This window comes from Sphingobium sp. B11D3D (assembly GCF_025961755.1).
Classification (GTDB): domain Bacteria; phylum Pseudomonadota; class Alphaproteobacteria; order Sphingomonadales; family Sphingomonadaceae; genus Sphingobium.
In genome coordinates this window covers 2028059-2046845 of record NZ_JAOQOG010000001.1, presented here as the reverse complement: position 1 = coordinate 2046845, position 18787 = coordinate 2028059, and the positions used below count along the sequence as shown (strand labels likewise).

17 protein-coding genes are annotated in these 18787 nt (G+C 64.3%); 3 read left to right on the top strand and 14 right to left on the bottom strand.

Going from position 1 to position 18787, the window contains the following annotated elements; all coding sequences use genetic code 11:
* Positions 1-76: 76 nt before the first annotated feature.
* From rpoB to M2334_RS09635, 4 genes are all read right to left on the bottom strand, one after another.
* Positions 77-4249: a DNA-directed RNA polymerase subunit beta gene (gene rpoB / locus M2334_RS09650; RefSeq protein WP_264605302.1), complete on the bottom strand. Its 4173-nt coding sequence runs from the start codon at positions 4247-4249 to the stop codon at positions 77-79.
* Positions 4250-4613: 364 nt separating this feature from the next.
* On the bottom strand, positions 4614-5168 hold the full coding sequence (locus tag M2334_RS09645) for a superoxide dismutase family protein (RefSeq protein ID WP_264588595.1): 555 nt from the start codon (positions 5166-5168) through the stop codon (positions 4614-4616).
* 56 nt (positions 5169-5224) lie between these two features.
* Positions 5225-5887, bottom strand: coding sequence for a purine phosphorylase (locus tag M2334_RS09640; RefSeq protein WP_264605301.1), 663 nt, complete (start codon positions 5885-5887; stop codon positions 5225-5227).
* Between the two features lie 5 nt (positions 5888-5892).
* Positions 5893-6456 (bottom strand): adenine phosphoribosyltransferase, encoded by a 564-nt coding sequence (locus M2334_RS09635; RefSeq protein WP_264605300.1) that lies wholly within the window; start codon positions 6454-6456, stop codon positions 5893-5895.
* Positions 6457-6635: 179 nt separating this feature from the next.
* Between M2334_RS09635 and M2334_RS09630 the strand changes: the two genes are divergently transcribed.
* Positions 6636-7400: a hypothetical protein gene (locus M2334_RS09630; protein ID WP_264605299.1), complete on the top strand. Its 765-nt coding sequence runs from the start codon at positions 6636-6638 to the stop codon at positions 7398-7400.
* A 139-nt stretch (positions 7401-7539) separates the two neighbouring features.
* Here the strand turns inward: M2334_RS09630 and rplL are convergent, their stop codons facing one another.
* Both rplL and rplJ read right to left on the bottom strand, forming a co-directional pair.
* Positions 7540-7920, bottom strand: a complete 381-nt coding sequence (gene rplL, locus M2334_RS09625; RefSeq protein ID WP_181559472.1) for a 50S ribosomal protein L7/L12 — start codon at positions 7918-7920, stop codon at positions 7540-7542.
* A gap of 83 nt (positions 7921-8003) precedes the next feature.
* Complete coding sequence (rplJ, locus tag M2334_RS09620) at positions 8004-8519, bottom strand: 50S ribosomal protein L10 (RefSeq protein ID WP_181559473.1); 516 nt, start codon at positions 8517-8519, stop codon at positions 8004-8006.
* A gap of 550 nt (positions 8520-9069) precedes the next feature.
* On the opposite strand from rplJ, the gene M2334_RS09615 reads away from it, so the two are divergent.
* The gene (locus M2334_RS09615; protein WP_264605298.1) at positions 9070-9660 is read left to right on the top strand and encodes a PEPxxWA-CTERM sorting domain-containing protein; all 591 of its coding nucleotides are present in this window, start codon (positions 9070-9072) and stop codon (positions 9658-9660) included.
* A 103-nt stretch (positions 9661-9763) separates the two neighbouring features.
* Here M2334_RS09615 and M2334_RS09610 read toward each other — a convergent pair whose 3' ends face one another.
* From M2334_RS09610 to M2334_RS09580, 7 genes are all read right to left on the bottom strand, one after another.
* Positions 9764-10291 carry a TIGR02281 family clan AA aspartic protease gene (locus tag M2334_RS09610; RefSeq protein WP_264605297.1) on the bottom strand — a complete coding sequence of 176 codons (528 nt, stop codon included), beginning with the start codon at positions 10289-10291 and terminating at the stop codon, positions 9764-9766.
* Between the two features lie 72 nt (positions 10292-10363).
* Positions 10364-11374, bottom strand: a complete 1011-nt coding sequence (locus tag M2334_RS09605) for a hypothetical protein (protein ID WP_264578740.1) — start codon at positions 11372-11374, stop codon at positions 10364-10366.
* Positions 11375-11561: 187 nt separating this feature from the next.
* Positions 11562-12260 carry a 50S ribosomal protein L1 gene (gene rplA, locus M2334_RS09600; RefSeq protein WP_181559477.1) on the bottom strand — a complete coding sequence of 233 codons (699 nt, stop codon included), beginning with the start codon at positions 12258-12260 and terminating at the stop codon, positions 11562-11564.
* A 4-nt stretch (positions 12261-12264) separates the two neighbouring features.
* Complete coding sequence (rplK, locus tag M2334_RS09595; RefSeq protein ID WP_181559478.1) at positions 12265-12696, bottom strand: 50S ribosomal protein L11; 432 nt, start codon at positions 12694-12696, stop codon at positions 12265-12267.
* A 178-nt stretch (positions 12697-12874) separates the two neighbouring features.
* Entirely contained in the window at positions 12875-13573 is a 699-nt protein-coding gene (locus tag M2334_RS09590; RefSeq protein ID WP_264594618.1) for an HPP family protein, read from the bottom strand.
* A 117-nt stretch (positions 13574-13690) separates the two neighbouring features.
* Positions 13691-15067 carry an MFS transporter gene (locus M2334_RS09585; protein ID WP_264605296.1) on the bottom strand — a complete coding sequence of 459 codons (1377 nt, stop codon included), beginning with the start codon at positions 15065-15067 and terminating at the stop codon, positions 13691-13693.
* Between the two features lie 109 nt (positions 15068-15176).
* Positions 15177-15632 carry a hypothetical protein gene (locus tag M2334_RS09580; protein ID WP_181559481.1) on the bottom strand — a complete coding sequence of 152 codons (456 nt, stop codon included), beginning with the start codon at positions 15630-15632 and terminating at the stop codon, positions 15177-15179.
* 113 nt (positions 15633-15745) lie between these two features.
* Between M2334_RS09580 and M2334_RS09575 the strand changes: the two genes are divergently transcribed.
* The gene (locus M2334_RS09575) at positions 15746-16420 is read left to right on the top strand and encodes a spermidine synthase (protein ID WP_264605295.1); all 675 of its coding nucleotides are present in this window, start codon (positions 15746-15748) and stop codon (positions 16418-16420) included.
* 18 nt (positions 16421-16438) lie between these two features.
* Here the strand turns inward: M2334_RS09575 and M2334_RS09570 are convergent, their stop codons facing one another.
* Complete coding sequence (locus M2334_RS09570) at positions 16439-18550, bottom strand: PQQ-dependent dehydrogenase, methanol/ethanol family (RefSeq protein WP_264605294.1); 2112 nt, start codon at positions 18548-18550, stop codon at positions 16439-16441.
* Positions 18551-18787: the final 237 nt, after the last annotated feature.

The following is an 18787-nucleotide window of genomic DNA, read 5'->3' as shown; positions in this document are numbered from 1 at the left end:
CAATTCCCTGCAGAGGGCTGAAGTTCGTAAAGGGGCGAAGGGGAGGGGCGCCGCGCGAGCAGCGCCCCTTTTCCCATTATTCCGCCGCCTCGGGCAGTTCGTCGTCGCCATCGCTGTCGGAGAGGTCTTCCAGCGCCGCCAGCTCCACATTGAGGCCGAGCGAGCGCATTTCCTTCACGAGCACGTTGAAGCTTTCCGGAATGCCGGCCTCGAAGGTGTCGTCACCCTTGACGATCGCCTCATAGACCTTGGTACGGCCGACCACGTCGTCGGACTTGACCGTGAGCATTTCCTGCAGCGTGTAAGCTGCACCATAAGCCTGCAGTGCCCAGACCTCCATCTCACCGAAGCGCTGACCACCGAACTGGGCCTTACCGCCCAGCGGCTGCTGGGTGACGAGGCTGTAGGGGCCGATGGAACGGGCGTGGATCTTGTCGTCCACAAGGTGGTGCAGCTTGAGCATGTAGATGATGCCCACCGTCACCTTGCGGTCGAACGCGTCACCGGTCCGGCCGTCATAGAGCGTGGACTGGCCCGACGTATCGAGCCCTGCCAGCTGCAGCATAGCGGAAACGTCGGCTTCACGCGCACCGTCGAACACCGGTGTCGCGATCGGAACGCCGGTCACGAGGTTGGAAGCGAGCTCGATGACCTGCTCAGCCGAGCGGGACTTGATCTCGTCCGCATAATCCTCGCCATAGACGGTCAGCAGACGCTCCTTCACCGCTTCCGGCATTTCACCGCCGGTTGCGTTCGGGTTGGCCTCGCGCCAGTCGCGCAGGGCATGCTTGATCTGCTGGCCAAGGCCACGGGCGGCCCAACCAAGGTGCGTCTCGAAGATCTGCCCGACGTTCATGCGCGACGGCACGCCCAGCGGGTTGAGCACGATGTCGACCGGGGTGCCATCCTCCAGGAACGGCATGTCCTCAACCGGCAGGATGCGCGAGATGACGCCCTTGTTGCCGTGACGGCCGGCCATCTTATCGCCCGGTTGCAGCTTGCGCTTCACCGCGACGAAGACTTTGACCATCTTGAGCACGCCCGGGGGCAGCTCGTCGCCGCGCTGCAGCTTCTCGACGCGGTCCTCGAACTTCTCGACGATGACCTTCACGGCCTCGTCATACTGCGTCTTGACCGCTTCGAGCTGCGTCTGGCGGGCATCGTCCGCAACCGCGAACTTCCACCATTCGTGACGCTCGACCTCGGTGAGCAGCTCCTCGTTGATCTCGATGCCCTTCTTGACGCCCTTGGGCGCTGCCGTGGCCGTCTGGCCGATCAGCATTTCCCGCAGGCGGTTGAAGGTGGCGCGATTGAGAATGGCGCGTTCGTCTTCGCGGTCCTTGGCGAGACGGTCGATTTCCTCCCGCTCGATGGCCATGGCGCGCTCGTCCTTGTCGATGCCGTGGCGGTTGAACACGCGGACCTCGACGATCGTGCCGGCAACGCCCGGTGGAAGACGCAGCGAGGTGTCGCGCACGTCGCTGGCCTTCTCACCGAAGATGGCGCGGAGGAGCTTCTCTTCCGGCGTCATCGGGCTTTCACCCTTGGGCGTGATCTTGCCGACGAGAATATCGCCCGGCTCCACCTCGGCGCCGATGTAGACAATGCCTGCCTCGTCGAGGTTGCGCAGGGCTTCCTCGCCGACGTTCGGGATGTCGCGGGTGATGTCTTCCGGCCCGAGCTTGGTGTCGCGGGCCATCACCTCGAACTCCTCGATGTGGATCGAGGTGAAGACGTCGTCCTTCACGATCCGCTCGGAGATCAGGATGGAGTCCTCGTAGTTGTAGCCGTTCCAGGGCATGAACGCGACGAGGCTGTTGCGGCCCAAGGCCAGTTCGCCCAGCTCGGTCGAGGGACCGTCGGCGATCACGTCGCCGGCCTTCACATGCTCGCCCACCTTCACCAGCGGACGCTGGTTGATGCAAGTATCCTGGTTGGAGCGCTGGAACTTCATCAGCGTGTAGATGTCGACGCCCGACTTGCCGGCCTCGATCTCTTCGGTGGCGCGGATCACGATGCGGGTGGCGTCCACCTGATCGACGATGCCCGAGCGCTTGGCCGCGATAGCGGCGCCGGAGTCGCGCGCAACCGTCTCTTCCATGCCGGTGCCGACGAACGGCGCCTCGGCCTGAACGAGCGGCACGGCCTGACGCTGCATGTTCGATCCCATGAGCGCGCGGTTGGCGTCATCGTTTTCCAGGAAAGGAATGAGCGATGCGGCAACCGAAACGAGCTGCTTGGGGCTGACGTCCATCAGCGTGATGTGGTCGCGCGGCGCCATCAGGAACTCGCCGGCCTCACGGGCGGAGATGAGATCCTCGGCGAAGGTGCCGTCCGGGTTTACTTCGGCGTTGGCCTGCGCGATCGTGTGCTTGGCCTCTTCCATGGCGGAGAGGTACACGACCTCGTCCGTCACCTTGTTATCGATGACCTTGCGGTAAGGCGTCTCGATGAAGCCATACTTGTTGACGCGCGAGAAGCTTGCCAGCGAGTTGATCAGACCGATGTTCGGGCCTTCCGGCGTCTCAATCGGGCAGATGCGGCCATAATGGGTCGGGTGAACGTCGCGGACCTCGAAGCCGGCGCGCTCACGGGTGAGACCACCCGGGCCCAAGGCCGAAACGCGGCGCTTGTGCGTGATTTCGGAGAGCGGGTTGGTCTGGTCCATGAACTGCGAGAGCTGCGAGGAGCCGAAGAACTCGCGCACTGCGGCCACGGCGGGCTTGGCGTTGATGAGGTCGTTCGGCATCACCGTCGAGACGTCGACGCTGGACATGCGCTCCTTCACGGCGCGCTCCATGCGGAGCAGGCCGACGCGATACTGGTTCTCCAGCAACTCGCCCACCGAACGCACGCGGCGGTTGCCGAGATTGTCGATGTCGTCGATCTCGCCCTTGCCGTCCTTGAGGTTCACCAGCTCCTTGACCACGGCGAGGATGTCCTCGCGGCGCAGCGTCGTGATGGTGTCCTCGGCGTCGAGGCCAAGGCGCATGTTCAGCTTCACGCGGCCCACGGCCGAGAGGTCATAGCGCTCGCCGTCGAAGAACAGGCCTTCGAACAGGGCTTCGGCGGTCTCGCGCGTCGGCGGCTCGCCGGGGCGCATGACGCGGTAGATGTCCGAAAGCGCGTGGTCGCGGTCCTCGGCCTTGTCGACCTTGAGCGTGTTGCGGATCCACGGACCCGTGTTCACATGGTCGATGTCGAGCAGTTCGAGGCGGTCGATACCGGCCGCATCCAGCTTGGCGAGGTTCTCGGGCGAGACCTCGTCGCCGGCTTCGATGTAGATCTCGCCGGTGCTCTCGTTGATGAGGTCATAGGCGCTGTAGCGACCATAGACTTCTTCGGTCGGAATCACGAGCGCTTCCAAGCCGTCCTTCGCGGCCTTGAGCGCCGCACGCGGGCTAATCTTCTGCCCGGCTGCGAACACCACTTCGCCGGTCTTGGCGTCGATGATGTCGAAGGTGGGCTTGAGGCCGCGCCAGGCGTCCGCCGTATAGGGAATCTGCCAGCCATTCTCGCCACGCACATAGGTGACCTTGTTGTAGAACTCGCCGAGGATTTCCTCGCTGTTCAGGCCAAGCGCGAAGAGCAGGGCAGTGACCGGCAGCTTGCGCTTGCGGTCGATACGCACGTTCACGATATCCTTGGCGTCGAACTCGAAGTCCAGCCAGGAACCGCGATACGGGATCACGCGAGCGGCGAAGAGATACTTGCCGGAGGAGTGGGTCTTGCCACGGTCATGGTCGAACAGGACGCCCGGCGAGCGGTGCATCTGGGACACGATGACGCGCTCTGTACCATTGACGATGAAGGTGCCGTTGCCGGTCATGAGCGGCATGTCGCCCATGTAGACATCCTGCTCCTTGATATCGAGAACCGAGCGGGTCTCGGTGTCCTGATCGACTTCGAAGACAATCAGGCGGAGGGTGACGCGCATCGGCGCGGCGTAGGTGATGCCGCGCTGACGGCATTCCTCGGTGTCGTACTTGGGATCTTCCAGCTCATAGTGGACGAAGTCCAGCTCGGCCGTGCCGGCAAAGTCACGGATCGGGAAGACGCTGCGCAGCGTCTTCTCAAGGCCGGACACATAGCCGATTGCGGGATTGGACCGCAGGAACTGCTCATAGCTTTCGCGCTGAACCTCGATGAGGTTCGGCATTTCCACGACCTCGTGGATGTTGCCGAACACCTTGCGGATGCGCTTGGTGGCGCTTTCGCCGGGCTTGATGGGGAGAGCCTTGGTTGCCATGCCAGAGATACCTGACCTTCCTGCGTGTTGTGGTCCCGATAATATTTTTCGCATTGCAGCGAAAATTCAGCCTTTTGCTGCGTCTGCGCACCTCGATTCGAGGGCTGCGAGCACGCAAAAAAGTGCGGGCCGGGGCTGTCCGATCCGCACTTGAGCGTCATATGAACCTCGCCGTCACCCCATATGTGATGCATGTCGTGCGCAACGCGTCATGCTTGCCCGGGTAGCGGAAGGCGACTGGCGGGCAGATACCCGACCAATCCGAATGACCAGCGATATAAGGCCATCGCGCGGCATTGCAAGGGGCTTACGGCCCGCTGCAATGCCTTTGCGGCGCCGGTCGGAGACGAACCCAGATCTGCGATCAGGATTCCTTGCGGTAGAACACGCCGCACATCACCCGGCCGCCGCTGTTACCGGTGGGATCGGTGCGCATATCGTCGGCGTCTGCGTGGATCACCAGCGCCGCGCCATCGTCGTCCAGTAGGGTTGCCATGTTGGTGTGCGCCATGAACGTCACCTTGGCCGCGCCGCGTGCGTCAGCCGTGACCATCGGCAGGTCGCCGGCATGGGGGCCTTGCGGGTTCTCGGTGCCGTGCTGCTTGCTTTCGGGGTTGAGATGACCGCCGGCCGATACGAAATCGGGCAGGGTGCATTTGCCGATGGCGTGAATGTGCATCCCGTGCGCGCCCGGCGTCAGCCCGCGTGTCACCTCGACGCTGCCGCGCATATGGCCGTCTTCCGGCACCAGCGTCGCGACACCGGTGCGGTTGCCCTGGCCATCATAGAGGATCGCTTCAGCGAACGGCTCGGGCGTGGGCATCGGCCCCGCCGGGGCCTTGGCGCCGCAGCCCTGCAAGGCCAGGCAGAAGCCGGTGGCGGTGAGGAGGAGGGGGGAAGCAGCAAAATGAGCCATCATGTCTCTCTGTGTTGGGGCGATGCAGTCGGCGTAATCTAGCGTGTTGTCCGGCGAGGTCAAAGCAGGTCAAGCGCCCGTTCCATGGCAAGCGCCGCCCGGCGGGAAGCGGCGCGGAAGTTGGCGTGGAAATCCCCCGCGCTGTCGGGATTGGCGTCGTCCGTCGTCGCCTTGATGCCGCCCCAGGGGAGGCCGCACAGGGCGGCATATTGGGCGAGCGCGCCGGTTTCCATGTCGACGATGTCGGCATCCAGCGCAGCCACGAGATGGGCGGCATAGGCGCCATCCTCGATGAATGCGTCACCGCTGGCGATGCAAGCATGGGGCAGGGCGCTCCCGGGATCGGGCATGGCCGCATAAGGCGTGACATTTGCAGGCCCCATCGGCCAGGCGCCAGCGGGATAGTGCACGAAGGCATCCGGGCGACGCGCGCCATAATCATGCTGGACGGCGCGGGCGAGCCAGAAGCAATCGCCGGCGAGGGCGCTCAGCTTGCCGGCCGTCCCGAGGATCATCAGCATATCCGCTGCGTGGAGCGCGTGCAGCCGCGCGGCGGCGGCGGCGATGTTGACCTTGCCGATCCCGGTCGTCGCGATGTGCACCAGATGGCGCCCGGTGTCGACGCGGCGCACCAGCGGCCAGTCGCCGTCCAGCCTGTCCCCCGCATCCGGCAGGAAGGCATCGGCCTCTTCGGGCAGGGCGGCGAGCATCAGGATGCGCATGCGTCTCAATGCCCTTCAAAGGTGATGAGGGAGAGGGGCGTGATGCCCACGTCCCTGAGGCGTTCCGCGCCGCCCAACTCTGGCAGGTCGATCACGAACGCCGCCTGATCGACAATGGCACCTTCGCCCCGCAGCAAGGCGGCGCCGGCGAGCGCGGTCCCGCCGGTCGCCAGCAGGTCGTCCACCAGCAGCACCCGTTGCCCCGGCCGCACGGCGCCCTGATGCATTTCGATCCGGTCGGTGCCATATTCGAGCGCATAATCGATGCCGACCGTCGCGCCGGGCAGCTTGCCGGACTTGCGCAGCATCAGCTTGCCCTTGCCGAGCTTGTAGGAGAGCCCGGCTGCAACGATGAACCCGCGCGCCTCGATGCCGGCGATGAGGTCGACCTGGGCCGGATCGACCATTGCCGCGATCCGGTCAATCGTCGCCCGGAAGCCTTCGCCATCCAACAACAGGGTCGAAACGTCGCGAAACTGGATGCCGGGAATCGGATAGTCCGGGACGGTCCGCACCAGCGCTTTGAGGTCGTCATTGTTCGTCGTGGTGAGAGAAGATGTCTCGGCCATGAGGATGGGTCCCTTCGATAATCGGCTGGCGCAGGCCGCACGTGTCGGCGCAAGGATCGGGCGGCACAGGGCGCCTTTTGACCCTCACGCTTTACATTGGCGCGACGATATGCTGATCGCAGTCTGTCCCGAAATGGGTCGGTGGGGTCATAATGAGATTGCCTGTTGTCTTTCCAGGGATGGCGTCGCTCGCCTGCCTTCTCGCCGTGAGTCCGGCGGCAGGGCAAGCGGAAACTGCGTTTGCCCGGGCCAGCTCCAGCCTTCTCGATCTCCAGAAGCTCACCAGCCTGCTGCTCCCGCCCGCCTTCGGGCAGGATAATCAGGTGCGGGCGCCGATGCTGATCGCCAATGAGGTGCGGCCCGAGAGCCGGGACCGTCTGGCCCAACCCTCCGCGCGGCCGGAGTCGCGCGACCGCCTCGCGCGGCCGGTGAGCGAATTGCCAGCCTATCGTCCGGAGAGCCGCGATCCCTTGGCGCGCTCCTATGAGGATGTGCGCAAGGCGCGGCCCGAGTTGCTGGACTCTGGTTCAAAGGCGGTGGCTCTGGCACAGGATGTCGCGGCGGCCAATGAGAGCGTGGCCGGGGCGCCTGCCATGAATAGTGCGGATGGGCCACCCGTGCCGATCGCGCTGTCAGCAGTGCCGATGGGCGCCGGGCCGGCTGGGCCGACCTTGCAGCGCACGCAGGGCAAAGCCGAGGGCCTCGGTCTGGCGCAATATCTTTCCGCGCCGTGGCAGCAGATCGGCTTCATTGCCGGCTTGGTGCTGCTCGCCAGTCTGCTCTTCTGGCGGCTGGGCATGCGCGGGCGGCAGGGGCCGCTGGCCCTGACCGACTATGGACGGGCCGAGCGCTCCGCTGCCCGAGAGGAAGCTGACAGAGCACGCTACCCGACGCTGCGCGAAGCCATCGAGGCGATGAAGGCCGAGGCTGCCACACGCCGTTGATCGGCCTCCGGGCGCGCATTGATCACGCCTGATCCACGCAACGATCCCTCAAACGCAAAAAAGAAGCGCGCCCGGATCTCTCCGGACGCGCTTCTTTTGGTCGGGCGGGAACGGTCGGGCCGCTCCCCTCCCATCAAGCTTACTTGATCTCGACGGTCGCGCCGGCTTCCTCGAGCTTCTTCTTCAGCTCTTCGGATTCCGCCTTGTTCACGCCTTCCTTCACAGCCTTCGGCGCGCCTTCGACGAGCGCCTTGGCTTCCGTCAGGCCGAGACCGGTGATGGCGCGGACTTCCTTGATGACGTTGATCTTCTTGCCACCGTCGTTGACGAGGATCACGTCGAACTCGGTCTTCTCTTCAGCAGCGGGGGCATCGCCACCGGCGCCGCCGGCGGGCGCAGCAACCGCGACTGCGGCAGCAGCGGAAACGCCCCACTTCTCTTCGAGAGCCTTCGACAGCTCAGCAGCTTCGAGAACGGTCAGCGCGGAGAGCTGGTCGACGAGCGAGTTGATATCAGCCATGTAATTCACTCCATTTTCTAGCGGGGCCGGGTCTGGCCCAAGTCAATTGATTGCAACTGTCTGCCGGGGAGGCGGCCTGAAGATCAGGCAGCGTCCTTGGTGGCATAAGCGTTGAAGACGCGCGCGAGCTGCGCGGCCGGTTCCTTGGTGACGACTGCGAGCTTGGTCGCCGGGGCCTGAATGAGGCCGATCAGCGTTGCGCGCATCTGGTCGAGCGACGGCATCGAAGCCAGCGCCTTGATGCCATTGGCGTCCAGGAGCGTAGTGCCCATGGCGCCGCCGACGATCTCCAGCTTGTCGTTCGTCTTGGCGAAATCGATCGCGACCTTTGCAGCCGCAACCGGATCGGAAGACGTCGCCAGGCCCACCGGTCCAACCAGCATCTCTTCGATGCTGGCATAATCGGTGTCCTTGATGGCGATCTTGGCAAGGCGGTTCTTCGTTACCTTGTAGGTCGCACCCGCATCGCGCATCTTCTGACGGAGCTGGGTCGACTGGGCCACGCTAAGGCCCAGATTGCGGGTCACGACGACCACGCCCATTTCCTTCAGAGATTCGTGAAGCGCGGAAACGACCTCGGTCTTTTCATTGCGATCCATGCCATTCTCCTCTGCGGCAAGGCCCGGAAGGCCCGGCCGCGTTCACACATGTGCCGCGCACGACCCGAGAGGGGCCGCAAGCGGCGAAGCAGTCCGAGGGGAAGGGTTGACTGGTCCGGCACGAGAGTGCGGACAGACCCGGATTGAGCTGCGCATCGAAGCGGAGCGCCGTCCGGCAAGAACTTTTCCCCGTCTCGGCTGGGCATTAAGATGGGCAGATCCCATCACCAGCTGTCTCGGACGGTGCACCGGGACGGGCCCGATGAGCGAAGGCCCGATAGGCGGGGCGGCGGTGAAAAGCAAGCCGTTTCCAATTCTGGCCACGGCGAGGGAGCCGGGGAGGGCGGTGGACGCCTAATTTGTGACCCTTTGGCAACGTCTGTCGGCCATCTGCGCAAAGGTGGTTAAGACGTGGGAAAAGAAGGTTAAAGCGCTTTAATTCTTTCCACGGCAGGTTTAGCACGGGTTCATGGAAAGCTTATCGACAGACTCGCTCCGTTGGGCGCGCCGTGAAATTGAACGGCACCGGGCTTTGATCGGTCTGGCCGTGGTGGCCAGCGCCTTGATCGCAGCCGCGCCGCACAATGAGCGCCGGATGTTCACCATCCCTGAATTCGCCTCCGCGTTCGTCGCCGTGCCCGCGCCGGAAGAGACGTCGCTGCGCTCCGCGATCATGGGCTATCTTCGCGATGGCTGCGCGCCCGAATTCGTCAATTCAAAGGGTGACCTGACCCAGCTGGTCAATCGCGCCGATTGCGGTCCTGGCCGTTCGCGCAACCAGGGCAGCAGCCCCTTCGCACAGAAGCCGACCGCGACGCCGAACAAGTCGCCGGTCGCGCCGACCGCCTTCTTCGCCGAGCCGGAAGCTGCCGATTTCGTATCGAACCTCAACAGCCCGCTGATCGTGACGCAGCCGACGCTGGAGCCCTCCATGGCCTCCTTCACGCCGCCGACAGGTGGTACGGGCGGTGGCGGCGGGTTCATCCCTGGCATTCCCATTCCCTTGCCCGATTTTGTGCCGCCGGTGTTCGGTTCGGTTCCCGAACCGTCGACCTGGGCGCTGATGATCGCGGGCTTCGGTCTGGCCGGCACGATGATGCGCCGCCGCAATCCGGTGAAGGTTACCTTCGCCGCCAGCTGATGGCCGGCTTTACACGCGTTTCCCGCTGAAAAGGCCAGTCCGGGGGGACTGGCCTTTTCTTTGCCGATTGCGCGGCGGGATCGGTCTGGCTGGGAAGCCCGGTTCAGTGGATCGTCAAGGTGTCGCCGCTCAGGGTGACGGTGCCGAGTTGCTGGAGCGCATTCTGGCCCATCAGCGAAACCGGCAGGGCGCCATCGACCACGGCGGCGCTGATCTGCTCGATGCGCTTGCCGGCCATTTCCATCCGCTCGATCCTCGCCCAGCGCATCGCGGACGATCCGTTGACGGTGCGCATCTGCGCGCGACCGGGCAGGCTCTCATAAGTCAGGCCGAGCTTGGCCGCGTCGGCGCGATTGAGCACGACGACCGTCGCGCCGGTATCCACCACGAAGCGGATCGAATGGCCATTGGCCTTCGCCTCGACATAGAAGAGGCCGTCGGCATGGCGCTGCACGGTGTTGGCAGGCAGTTGGATGGCCGAGGCATCCAGAACTGCGGCCTCCGGCACGGCGATGTTTGCGGCGGCTTCCTTCTGGATGTTCTGGTGATCCGTGAACGGGTTGCTCAGCGCGACGGCAATGGATGCCATTGCCGCCATGATGCTACCGAATTCGAGATGGATGCCGATCATGCCGCATTATCACCCCGACTCACCCAAGAAGCGGTTTCGAGATTGAGTTAGCGCGGCATTAAGAAAGGGCGGTCAGGCGGGTGCCTGTGCCGTACGGGAGGCCTCGATTTCGTCCTCCATCCGCTGCTTCACCCGGCGCCGCCGGCGGCCAAAGATGAACGCGGCAAGGCCGGAGATGAGCGCCGAAATCCCGAATTCGGCGGCAAGGACGTTGTAGCGCCAGGTCAGCTTGTCGAGGCCGCTAAACAGCACGAAATTATCATCCTCGACGTCATAGCCGGCGTGGCGATACAGGTTGACGATCTCGCCCGGCAGGGCCTCGCGCCGCAGAACGCCGTCGAGATAGGGCGTGAAGACGAGGTGCGAGAGGCGGAACCGCCAGACGCGCACCAGATCCTCATCCTTGGGGAAGGTGATGGGATGATAGCCTTCCGGCACATCGTTGCGCCGCACCTCGACGAAGTAGCGCAGCGGCGAGCGATCGTCCGGCCCGGAGCGAACCGGCGCGAAATAGAGCGAGCGCTTGACCAGCAGCAGATCCTCATTGAACTGCGCCGTCTCGCGCAGATCGATGCTGCCGGTAATGACGGCGCGGCCTTCCACCGGCGCGATCGCATCGGGCGACCCAACGACGATGCTGCGCGGGGTTCCCTCATCGGATGGCAATTGCAGCCGCAGGATCAGCACAATGACCGCCGCAAGCAGACTGCCAACGCAAACGCCTGCAAAAAAGCCCTGGAGGCGGGCAAGGCGGCCCTTCACGATGCGCAGATCGTCCTGCCGGGCAGGGCCGAAGGATTCGGTGCGGCGCTGGCGGGTACGCAGCAGCCACACGGCAGCGATCAGCGGCGCAGAGAACAATGCGGTCACCGCGACGAAGGTCAGGGTGGGCCAGTAACGATCGAAATGAAGAAACTGCCATTCGGCCAGTCGCGCGATCAACCCGCGATAATCGAGCGCCTGAAAGAGAAAGAACAGGCTGACAAGAGCGATCCAGAAGCCGAGAAGGCGAACCGCCAGATTGAGCTGTTTCGACACCCGGTCATAGGCATCCTGTCCAGCAGTTGGATGTCGCTTCTTCACCCCAATTTCCCTGTTTTTCATCTGAGTTCTATCGTCGCGTGCCTCGCCAAGCAATGCCATCGCAGGGTTAACAGGCGCTTTACGAACAAACGCCTAATCAGACCGCCGACTCAGATCACAACATCGGGCAATAAAAAAGCCCCGCCGCGGTGGATACCGGGCGGGGCGTTTTTAGAATTGGGTGAGATCAGGCCGAGGCGACCTGAGCCACGTCCACCTTCACGCCCGGGCCCATCGAGGACGACAGAGCGATCTTGCGGACATACTTGCCCTTCGAGCCCGAGGGCTTGGCCTTCACAATGGCATCGACGAAGGCGTCGAAGTTCTTGCGCAGGTCGGCTTCGGTGAAGCTGGCCTTGCCGAGACCGGCGTGAATGATGCCGGCCTTCTCGACGCGGAACTCGATCTGGCCGCCCTTGGCAGCCTTCACGGCTTCAGCGACGTTCGGCGTGACGGTGCCGAGCTTCGGGTTCGGCATCAGGCCCTTGGGACCCAGCACCTTGCCGAGGCGACCGACCAGACCCATCATGTCGGGCGTCGCGATCACGCGGTCGAAGTCAAAATTGCCGTTCTGGATGTGCTCGAGCAGATCCTCGGCACCCACGATCTCGGCGCCGGCTGCCTTGGCGGCATCAGCCTTGTCGGCGCGGGCGAAGACGGCAACGCGCACATCCTTGCCGGTGCCGGCGGGCAGGGTGACGACGCCACGGACCATCTGGTCGGCGTGACGCGGGTCGACGCCCAGGTTCATCGCGACTTCGACGGTCTCGTCGAACTTGGCGGTGGCGTTCTTCTTGATGAGCGCGATGGCTTCATCGACGCCGTGCAGCTTGTTCGCATCGACTGCGGCGGCCATCGCCTTGGCCTTCTTGGTCAGCTTTGCCATGTTCTTAGCCCTCCACCACGGTCAGGCCCATCGCGCGGGCGCTGCCTTCGATGATCTTCGTCGCGGCCTCGATGTCGTTGGCATTGAGGTCGACCATCTTCGCTTCGGCGATCTCGGCGAGCTGGGCACGCGTGATCTTGCCGGCGGAGACCTTGCCGGGCTCCTTGGAGCCGGACTTGAGGTTCACGGCCTGCTTGATGAGATAGGTTGCCGGCGGCTTCTTGGTGACGAAGGAGAAGCTGCGGTCAGCGTAGACGGTGATGATCGTGGGCAGGGGCGTACCCTTCTGCTCCTTTTCGGTCGCCGCGTTGAACGCCTTGCAGAATTCCATGATGTTCACGCCGCGCTGACCCAGGGCAGGGCCGATCGGCGGCGAGGGGTTGGCGGCTCCAGCGGGCACCTGGAGCTTGATATAGCCCGTGATTTTCTTGGCCATTACACTCACTCTGTAGAAGGCGGGGCCAATGGCGCCGCCCGGTTCAAGCTTAGCGGTCAAACGGCTGACCCTAAGGGGTCGTCCTCCCGCAATGGGCTTCCATCAGGCCTGCAAGACCGTCCGGAAGCCGGCGCCTATAGCGGTGACCGGTACAAAAGGAAAGAGCGGTCTTCTCGATTCACTTTTGCCCGGCAGTACGCCGCGCCAGCGCATGAAGCTCCGCCTGGGAGAGCAGCAGGGCGAGATCGTCCCGGCTGATGTCGAAACTCTCGTCCATATCCTCCAGCGCCTTGTCGATATCCTCGCTGTGCAGCCCTGAAGCCTCCCGCATTTGGTCGCTATGGATTGTGGGCGCAGCCGGCTGATGCGGGTAGCTGTGCCCGGTCATGCGATGGAAGAACATGGCAAGCGACACCAGCGCGATGGAATTGAGCCCAACGGGCGCGAAGGCGAAGGCATAGCCGGCATCGTGAATGCCCTGGCTGCCGATCACGGCGGTCAGCGCCGCCGCCCCGCCGGGCGGGTGTAGGCAGCGGCAGAGCGACATCACGAGGATCGCGCCGCCGACAGCCACCCCGGCGGCCAGCGCCATTGGCGGAATCCAGCGGGCCGCCGCCACGCCCACCAGTGCCGAGAGGATGTTACCGCCCACCACCGACCAGGGCTGGGCGAGCGGACTGGTCGGCACGGCAAAGACCAGCACTGCCGAAGCGCCAATGGGCGCGACGATGATCGGCAGATCAGCATAAGCGATCGGGAATTGCAGGCAGAGCACGATCGTCAGCCCGATCCCCGCCGTCGCGCCGATCACGGCCAGCAGGCGCGGCATCAGCCGGGCGCCGGCGAGGATCGGTTTGAAGAGGCGCTCTGTGGTCATGGGTTTCGTCGCACTGGCTTGGAAGAGAGGCGCGCTATTGGCGCGGCTTCACCCAGAAGACCAGCGAGCATTTCCGCTTGCCGATCAAGCGGGGCTTTCAGTCCGTTGCGCCGCCACTCATTCGGCCGCCGCAGGTTGTGCCGTGTTGAGCACGTCTGCTGGTGCTTTGCGGCGCTTCACGATCATGCCGATGCCGAGCGCGCACAGTGCCAGAACGGCAGGGCACAGCGCCAGAATGGCAAAGCTGCGCACGATCGGCAGGCCGCTCGCCAGCACGAACGCGCCGATGATCGGCCCTGCAATGCCGCCGATCTTGGCTACGGATGTTGCCCAGCCGGCGCCGTTCGCCCGGATTGCGGAGGGATAGAAGACGCCGGCAATCGACAGAATACCGAAATGCGCGCCGCCCACGAAGCTGGTTGCGGCGACCGAGACGATCAGGAAGAGCGTCGGTTCCATCGGCACCAGGCCGACCAGCAGCAGGAGCGGGAAGGCGACGGCGGGATAGACCGCGACCGCGAGCGGCCCCTTGCCATCGGTAAAGCGCATCAGCAGCAGGCCCAGCACCGCGCCAGCAATGCCCCCGATGGACGAGACATAGGCTGCCGTCTCCCGCGAGAATTTGAGATCCTCATAGACGATCGGGCCCCAATTGGCCTTGAAATAGACGGCCAGCGTGCTGGCGATATAGGCCAGCCAGAGCAGCGGCGTCAGCCATTTAAGGTCGCCCTTGAACAGCTTGGCGGCGGTGAAGTTGCTGGTGTCCTGCTTCTCGTCGCTGAGCACGAAGCGGTCCTGCGCGGTCGCGCCGAGCGTGGGATCGACCTTGTTCAGCGTCTTGGCGATGAGGTCCGGCTTGAGGTTCTTGCTGGCGAGGAAGCGTACCGATTCCGGCAACCAGAACAGCAGGGCAAAGGCGCAGACGATTGTACCGAGGCCGCCGAAAACGAACACGCCCTCCCAGCCATAGGTGGGGGCAAGCCACACGGTCACCGGCCCGGCCAGCGAGGAGCCGAGGCTGTAGCCGACCATGATCACCGTCACCACGGTCGAGCGGTATTTGGTGGGCACATATTCGATGTTGAGCGCCCAGGCGAGCGGCAGCATGCCACCAATGGCAAAGCCATCGAGGAAGCGCAGGATGAGAAGGGCTTCATAGCTCTGCGCCAGCGCGGTGGCGGTCGTCAAAATGCCGAATGCGAAGGCGGCGCCGATGATCGTCTGTCGCCGCCCGATCCTGTCGCCAATGTATGCGAAGGCAAAACCGCCGACCATCATGCCGAACAGGCCGGCGGAAAACACGTTGCCCAGCTGGTGGGTGGAAAGGCTCAACTCATCGCGCATCCAGGGCGCGGTGAAGCTGATCAGCATCATGTCGAACCCGTCGAACACCGTGATCAGCCAGGAGAGAACGATCAGCCGGAAATTGAACGGGCCGAGCTTCCGCTCATTGATGAACGTGGCGATATCGATCGAGCGGCGCGCGCTGGCCATGCTGGCTGTCCTCTCCGGCTGTGCCTCGAATCGTTCGTAAGGCAACTATTCTTTTGATGGTTAGCAATCTATCGGGCGGCGGCAAGCGATACCTGCTGCGCCGCCCGGTTCAGATATCGGTCGAAAGCACGAAACCCCGCAAGGCGCGAGCGTCGTGCAGCGCATTGTGCGGCACCTGGCTGTTGCGCGCGCTGCTGAACCCGGCGGCATTGACCAGCTCGAAGCGGAGGCCGCGCACATCGATCATCTCGCCGGGGCCGGTCATCAGCAGCGTCGCGAAATGGGCGATGTCCTCGGGCCAGTCTGCGACGATCATCGGCTCATTGTCCCCGGCGAGATAAGTGGCGACCAGCTCGGACGCATTGGCCCGCTCCACGGCATAATCCAGCCCGGTCGGCACATGGCGCAGATAAGGGATCACATTATGCTCGACCCAAGGGTGGAGCGGTTCGGGAAGCGGCAGAAGCGAGAGATACAGCTCCTGATCGCCATATTCGGGCACGAGGGCCAGGCTGATCAGGGCGCCGCCAAAACCATTATATTCGGTATCGAGAAAGTAACGCATGAAGCTCCGGGGATTGGATTGGGGGGAGAGTCGCGCGGAGGCATACAGTGCCGGGACCGTTTGCGCGATGCCTCCGGGTCTGCCAGAGGGACGGCTCGGTTGAAAGGAACGATATGAAGCCCCGCGAACATCTCGGCACGGCAAAGGTGCCCGGCGGCGAGGATCTGCGCCTGTTCCGGCGCGGCGACGATTTCATGATCGTACTGGACCGCAACGAACTGATGAACAGCCGGATGAGCGGATCAGAAAAGGCGCTGGCGCTGATGACGCTGGAGCGGCTGCCGACCCGCGCGGGACGGCATCTGCTGATCGGCGGCTATGGCATGGGTTTCACGCTGCGCGCGGCGCTGGGCGCGCTCGATGCGCAGGCGAAGGTCACGGTGGCCGAGCTGGTGCCGGAGATTATCGAATGGGCGCGGGGGCCGATGGCCGAATTGGCGGCCGGCTGCCTGGATGATTCCCGCGTCGATCTCGTCCACAGCGACGTCGCCGAGCTGATCGAGGACGGGCAGGGGCGCTACGATGCCATCTTGCTCGACGTCGATAACGGCCCCGACGGCCTCACCGTGCCGGCCAATGACCGGCTCTATTCCGCGCGCGGCCTCTCCCAGGCGATGCGGGCACTCAAGCCGGGCGGCATTCTCGCCGTCTGGTCCGCCGGCTCGGACGAAGCCTTCACCCGCCGGCTGAAGAGCGCCGGGTTCATCGTCGACGAGGTGGCGGTGAAGGCGCGGGAGAACGGCAAGGGGCCGCGCCACGTCATCTGGTTTGCCCAGCGACGGGGCTAGGCCGCACGCAGCGACCCGTCATTGTCGCACGGCATCGTCCTGCCAGTCCTCATTGCCGCGCGCGATGAGGTAGGCGTGGATCGCCTCCGCCTGTGCCTTATCCAGCACGCCCTTGAAGCTGGCCATGCCCAGATCGGCCTTGGTGCCTTCCAGCACGATATCGAGGAAATGCGCGCGGGTGTCAGGCGTCATGTAGCGCAGATCCTTGAGGCCACCGCGCGCATTCTCGCCATGGCAGCGGGCGCAGGTGTCGCCATAAAGCTGGGCGCCCTGCCGCACCTGCGCTTCGGTGGCGCGGAGGAAGGGCGGGCGGGGCAGGGCCGTCGGCGGCGGTAGGGGCGGCAGCGTCACGCCTTTGGCATCCAGCCTGAACACCAGCAACCGCGCCGGTGACACCCGGAAGCCGCCGGGAATCTTGCTCAGCCCCGCGACGATCGATCCGCCCCAGCCGACATTCACTGCGACATATTGCACGCCGTCGATGGCGTAAGTGACTGGACCGCCGATGGCGACATTGTCGACATTCATGTCCCAGAGCTTCTGCCCGGTGTCGGCGCGATACGCGGTGAAGGTCTTCTCGATGGTGCCCTGAAAGACGAGATTGCCCGCCGTCGCCAGCGTGCCGCCCGAGCCGGGGAGTGAATAGGGCACGCGCCAGGCTTCCTTCTGTGTGACCGGATTCCAGGCGAGCAGATAGCCTTTCTCCATGGCATCCGCCTCTGCCTGCAAGGCCTTGCGCTGCGCAGCCCATTCCGGCGTTGCGCCGGCATAATCGAAGCCTGCATTGTTGCGGAACGGCACGAAGGCGAAATCCTCGTCCCGCTGCCGGGCATAGACGATGGATTGTTCCATGGCCGGGAAATAGACCAGCCCGGTCTTCGGGCTGAACGACATGGGGTGCCAGCTATGCGCGGCGAGCAGGCTCGGCGTGATCCGCTGGGGCGCCGTCGTCAGGTGCACGCCCGGATACAGCACCGGCCGCCCGGTCTTCATGTCGATATGGCTGGCCCAGTTGCTCGGCACGAATTTTTCGGCCGAGAGCAATTCCCCGGTCTTGCGGTCGAGCACGTAGAAAAAGCCGTTCTTGGGCGCCTGCATGATGACCGGGCGGGTCTTGCCCTTGATCTTCAGGTCCGCGAGCATCATCGGCTGGGTGCAGGTAAAGTCCCAGTCTTCTTCCGGCACCGCCTGATAATGCCAGCGATAGGCGCCAGTGTCGGCATCCACCGCCACGATGGAGCACAGGAACAGATTGTCACCCTTGCCCGCGCTGCGGAAATGCCAGCTGATCGGCGATCCGTTGCCGGTGCCGATATAGACGAGGTTGAGCGCCGGATCGTAGACGAAGCTGTCCCACGCAGTCCCGCCACCGCCATATTTCCACCACTCCCCGTGCCAGGTCGGCAGCGCGATCTTCATCGCCGCGTCCGAGGCTTCGCCGTCGGGGCCATCGGCGGGGTTGTCGGGCACGGTGTAGAACTTCCATAGCCGTTTTCCGGTCTCCGCATCCCAGGCGCTGACGAAACCGCGCACGCCATAGTCGGCGCCGCCATGGCCGATCACCACCTTGCCATCGAACACGCGCGGCGCGCCGGTGATGGAATAGGGATGCGCGCGGTCGAAGGTCTGCACCGTCCAGACCTCCTTGCCGGTCTGCGCATCCACGGCGATCAGCCGGCCGTCGAGCGCGGCGACGTAGATCTTGCCGTTCCACGCCGCAATGCCACGGGTCGAGGGGCCGCAACAGGCCAGCCGGGCCCACTGCCGCTCGACCTGCGGATCATAGGTCCACAGCTTGCGGCCGGTCCGTCCATCATAGGCGGTCACGATGTTGAAGGCGGAGGCGTTGTAGATCACGCCATCGACCACCAGCGGTGTCGCCTGCACGCCGCGATAGGTGTTCAAATCATCGTACCAGGCCAGTCCCAGCCGCTGGACGGTCTTGTCGTTGATCTGGGTGAGCGGCGAATAACGCTGCTCGTCATAGCTGCGCCCATAGGCCATCCAGCTGCCGGCGCTGGCGGGTGCGTCCGGCGCCCGCATCCGCTCGCTGGTGACATGGGCTGGCTGCATGTCGCCAGATCGGGCGCCCTGTCCCGCAAGGAGCAGCGGCGCCGTTATCAGCGCCATGCCTGCGATCCACGATCTCCTGGTCCCTGCCACGCCCACTCCCTCCCGATGCGGCACCGTTGCGGTGCTTGCGCAATCAAGGGATCATTCGCCGCGCCAACGCAATCGCCCTGCGCGATAGTCAGGTTGGATGAGGTGGAAGAACGGCTGAAGATCGGCGCGGCGCGTTGTGCCTTTTCGGCGTTCCCTGCTCGTCATTCCCGCGTTCGCGGGAATGACGAGCGAGTTGTCGGGGCC

Coding starts and splice junctions, on each gene's coding strand:
- rpoB (WP_264605302.1), bottom strand. CDS start 4,249: ATGGCAACCAAGGCTCTCCCCATCAAGCCCGGCGAAAGCGCCACCAAG.
- M2334_RS09645 (WP_264588595.1), bottom strand. CDS start 5,168: ATGATGGCTCATTTTGCTGCTTCCCCCCTCCTCCTCACCGCCACCGGC.
- M2334_RS09640 (WP_264605301.1), bottom strand. CDS start 5,887: ATGCGCATCCTGATGCTCGCCGCCCTGCCCGAAGAGGCCGATGCCTTC.
- M2334_RS09635 (WP_264605300.1), bottom strand. CDS start 6,456: ATGGCCGAGACATCTTCTCTCACCACGACGAACAATGACGACCTCAAA.
- M2334_RS09630 (WP_264605299.1), top strand. CDS start 6,636: ATGGCGTCGCTCGCCTGCCTTCTCGCCGTGAGTCCGGCGGCAGGGCAA.
- rplL (WP_181559472.1), bottom strand. CDS start 7,920: ATGGCTGATATCAACTCGCTCGTCGACCAGCTCTCCGCGCTGACCGTT.
- rplJ (WP_181559473.1), bottom strand. CDS start 8,519: ATGGATCGCAATGAAAAGACCGAGGTCGTTTCCGCGCTTCACGAATCT.
- M2334_RS09610 (WP_264605297.1), bottom strand. CDS start 10,291: ATGATCGGCATCCATCTCGAATTCGGTAGCATCATGGCGGCAATGGCA.
- rplA (WP_181559477.1), bottom strand. CDS start 12,260: ATGGCAAAGCTGACCAAGAAGGCCAAGGCGATGGCCGCCGCAGTCGAT.
- rplK (WP_181559478.1), bottom strand. CDS start 12,696: ATGGCCAAGAAAATCACGGGCTATATCAAGCTCCAGGTGCCCGCTGGA.
- M2334_RS09590 (WP_264594618.1), bottom strand. CDS start 13,573: ATGACCACAGAGCGCCTCTTCAAACCGATCCTCGCCGGCGCCCGGCTG.
- M2334_RS09585 (WP_264605296.1), bottom strand. CDS start 15,067: ATGGCCAGCGCGCGCCGCTCGATCGATATCGCCACGTTCATCAATGAG.
- M2334_RS09580 (WP_181559481.1), bottom strand. CDS start 15,632: ATGCGTTACTTTCTCGATACCGAATATAATGGTTTTGGCGGCGCCCTG.
- M2334_RS09575 (WP_264605295.1), top strand. CDS start 15,746: ATGAAGCCCCGCGAACATCTCGGCACGGCAAAGGTGCCCGGCGGCGAG.
- M2334_RS09570 (WP_264605294.1), bottom strand. CDS start 18,550: ATGGCGCTGATAACGGCGCCGCTGCTCCTTGCGGGACAGGGCGCCCGA.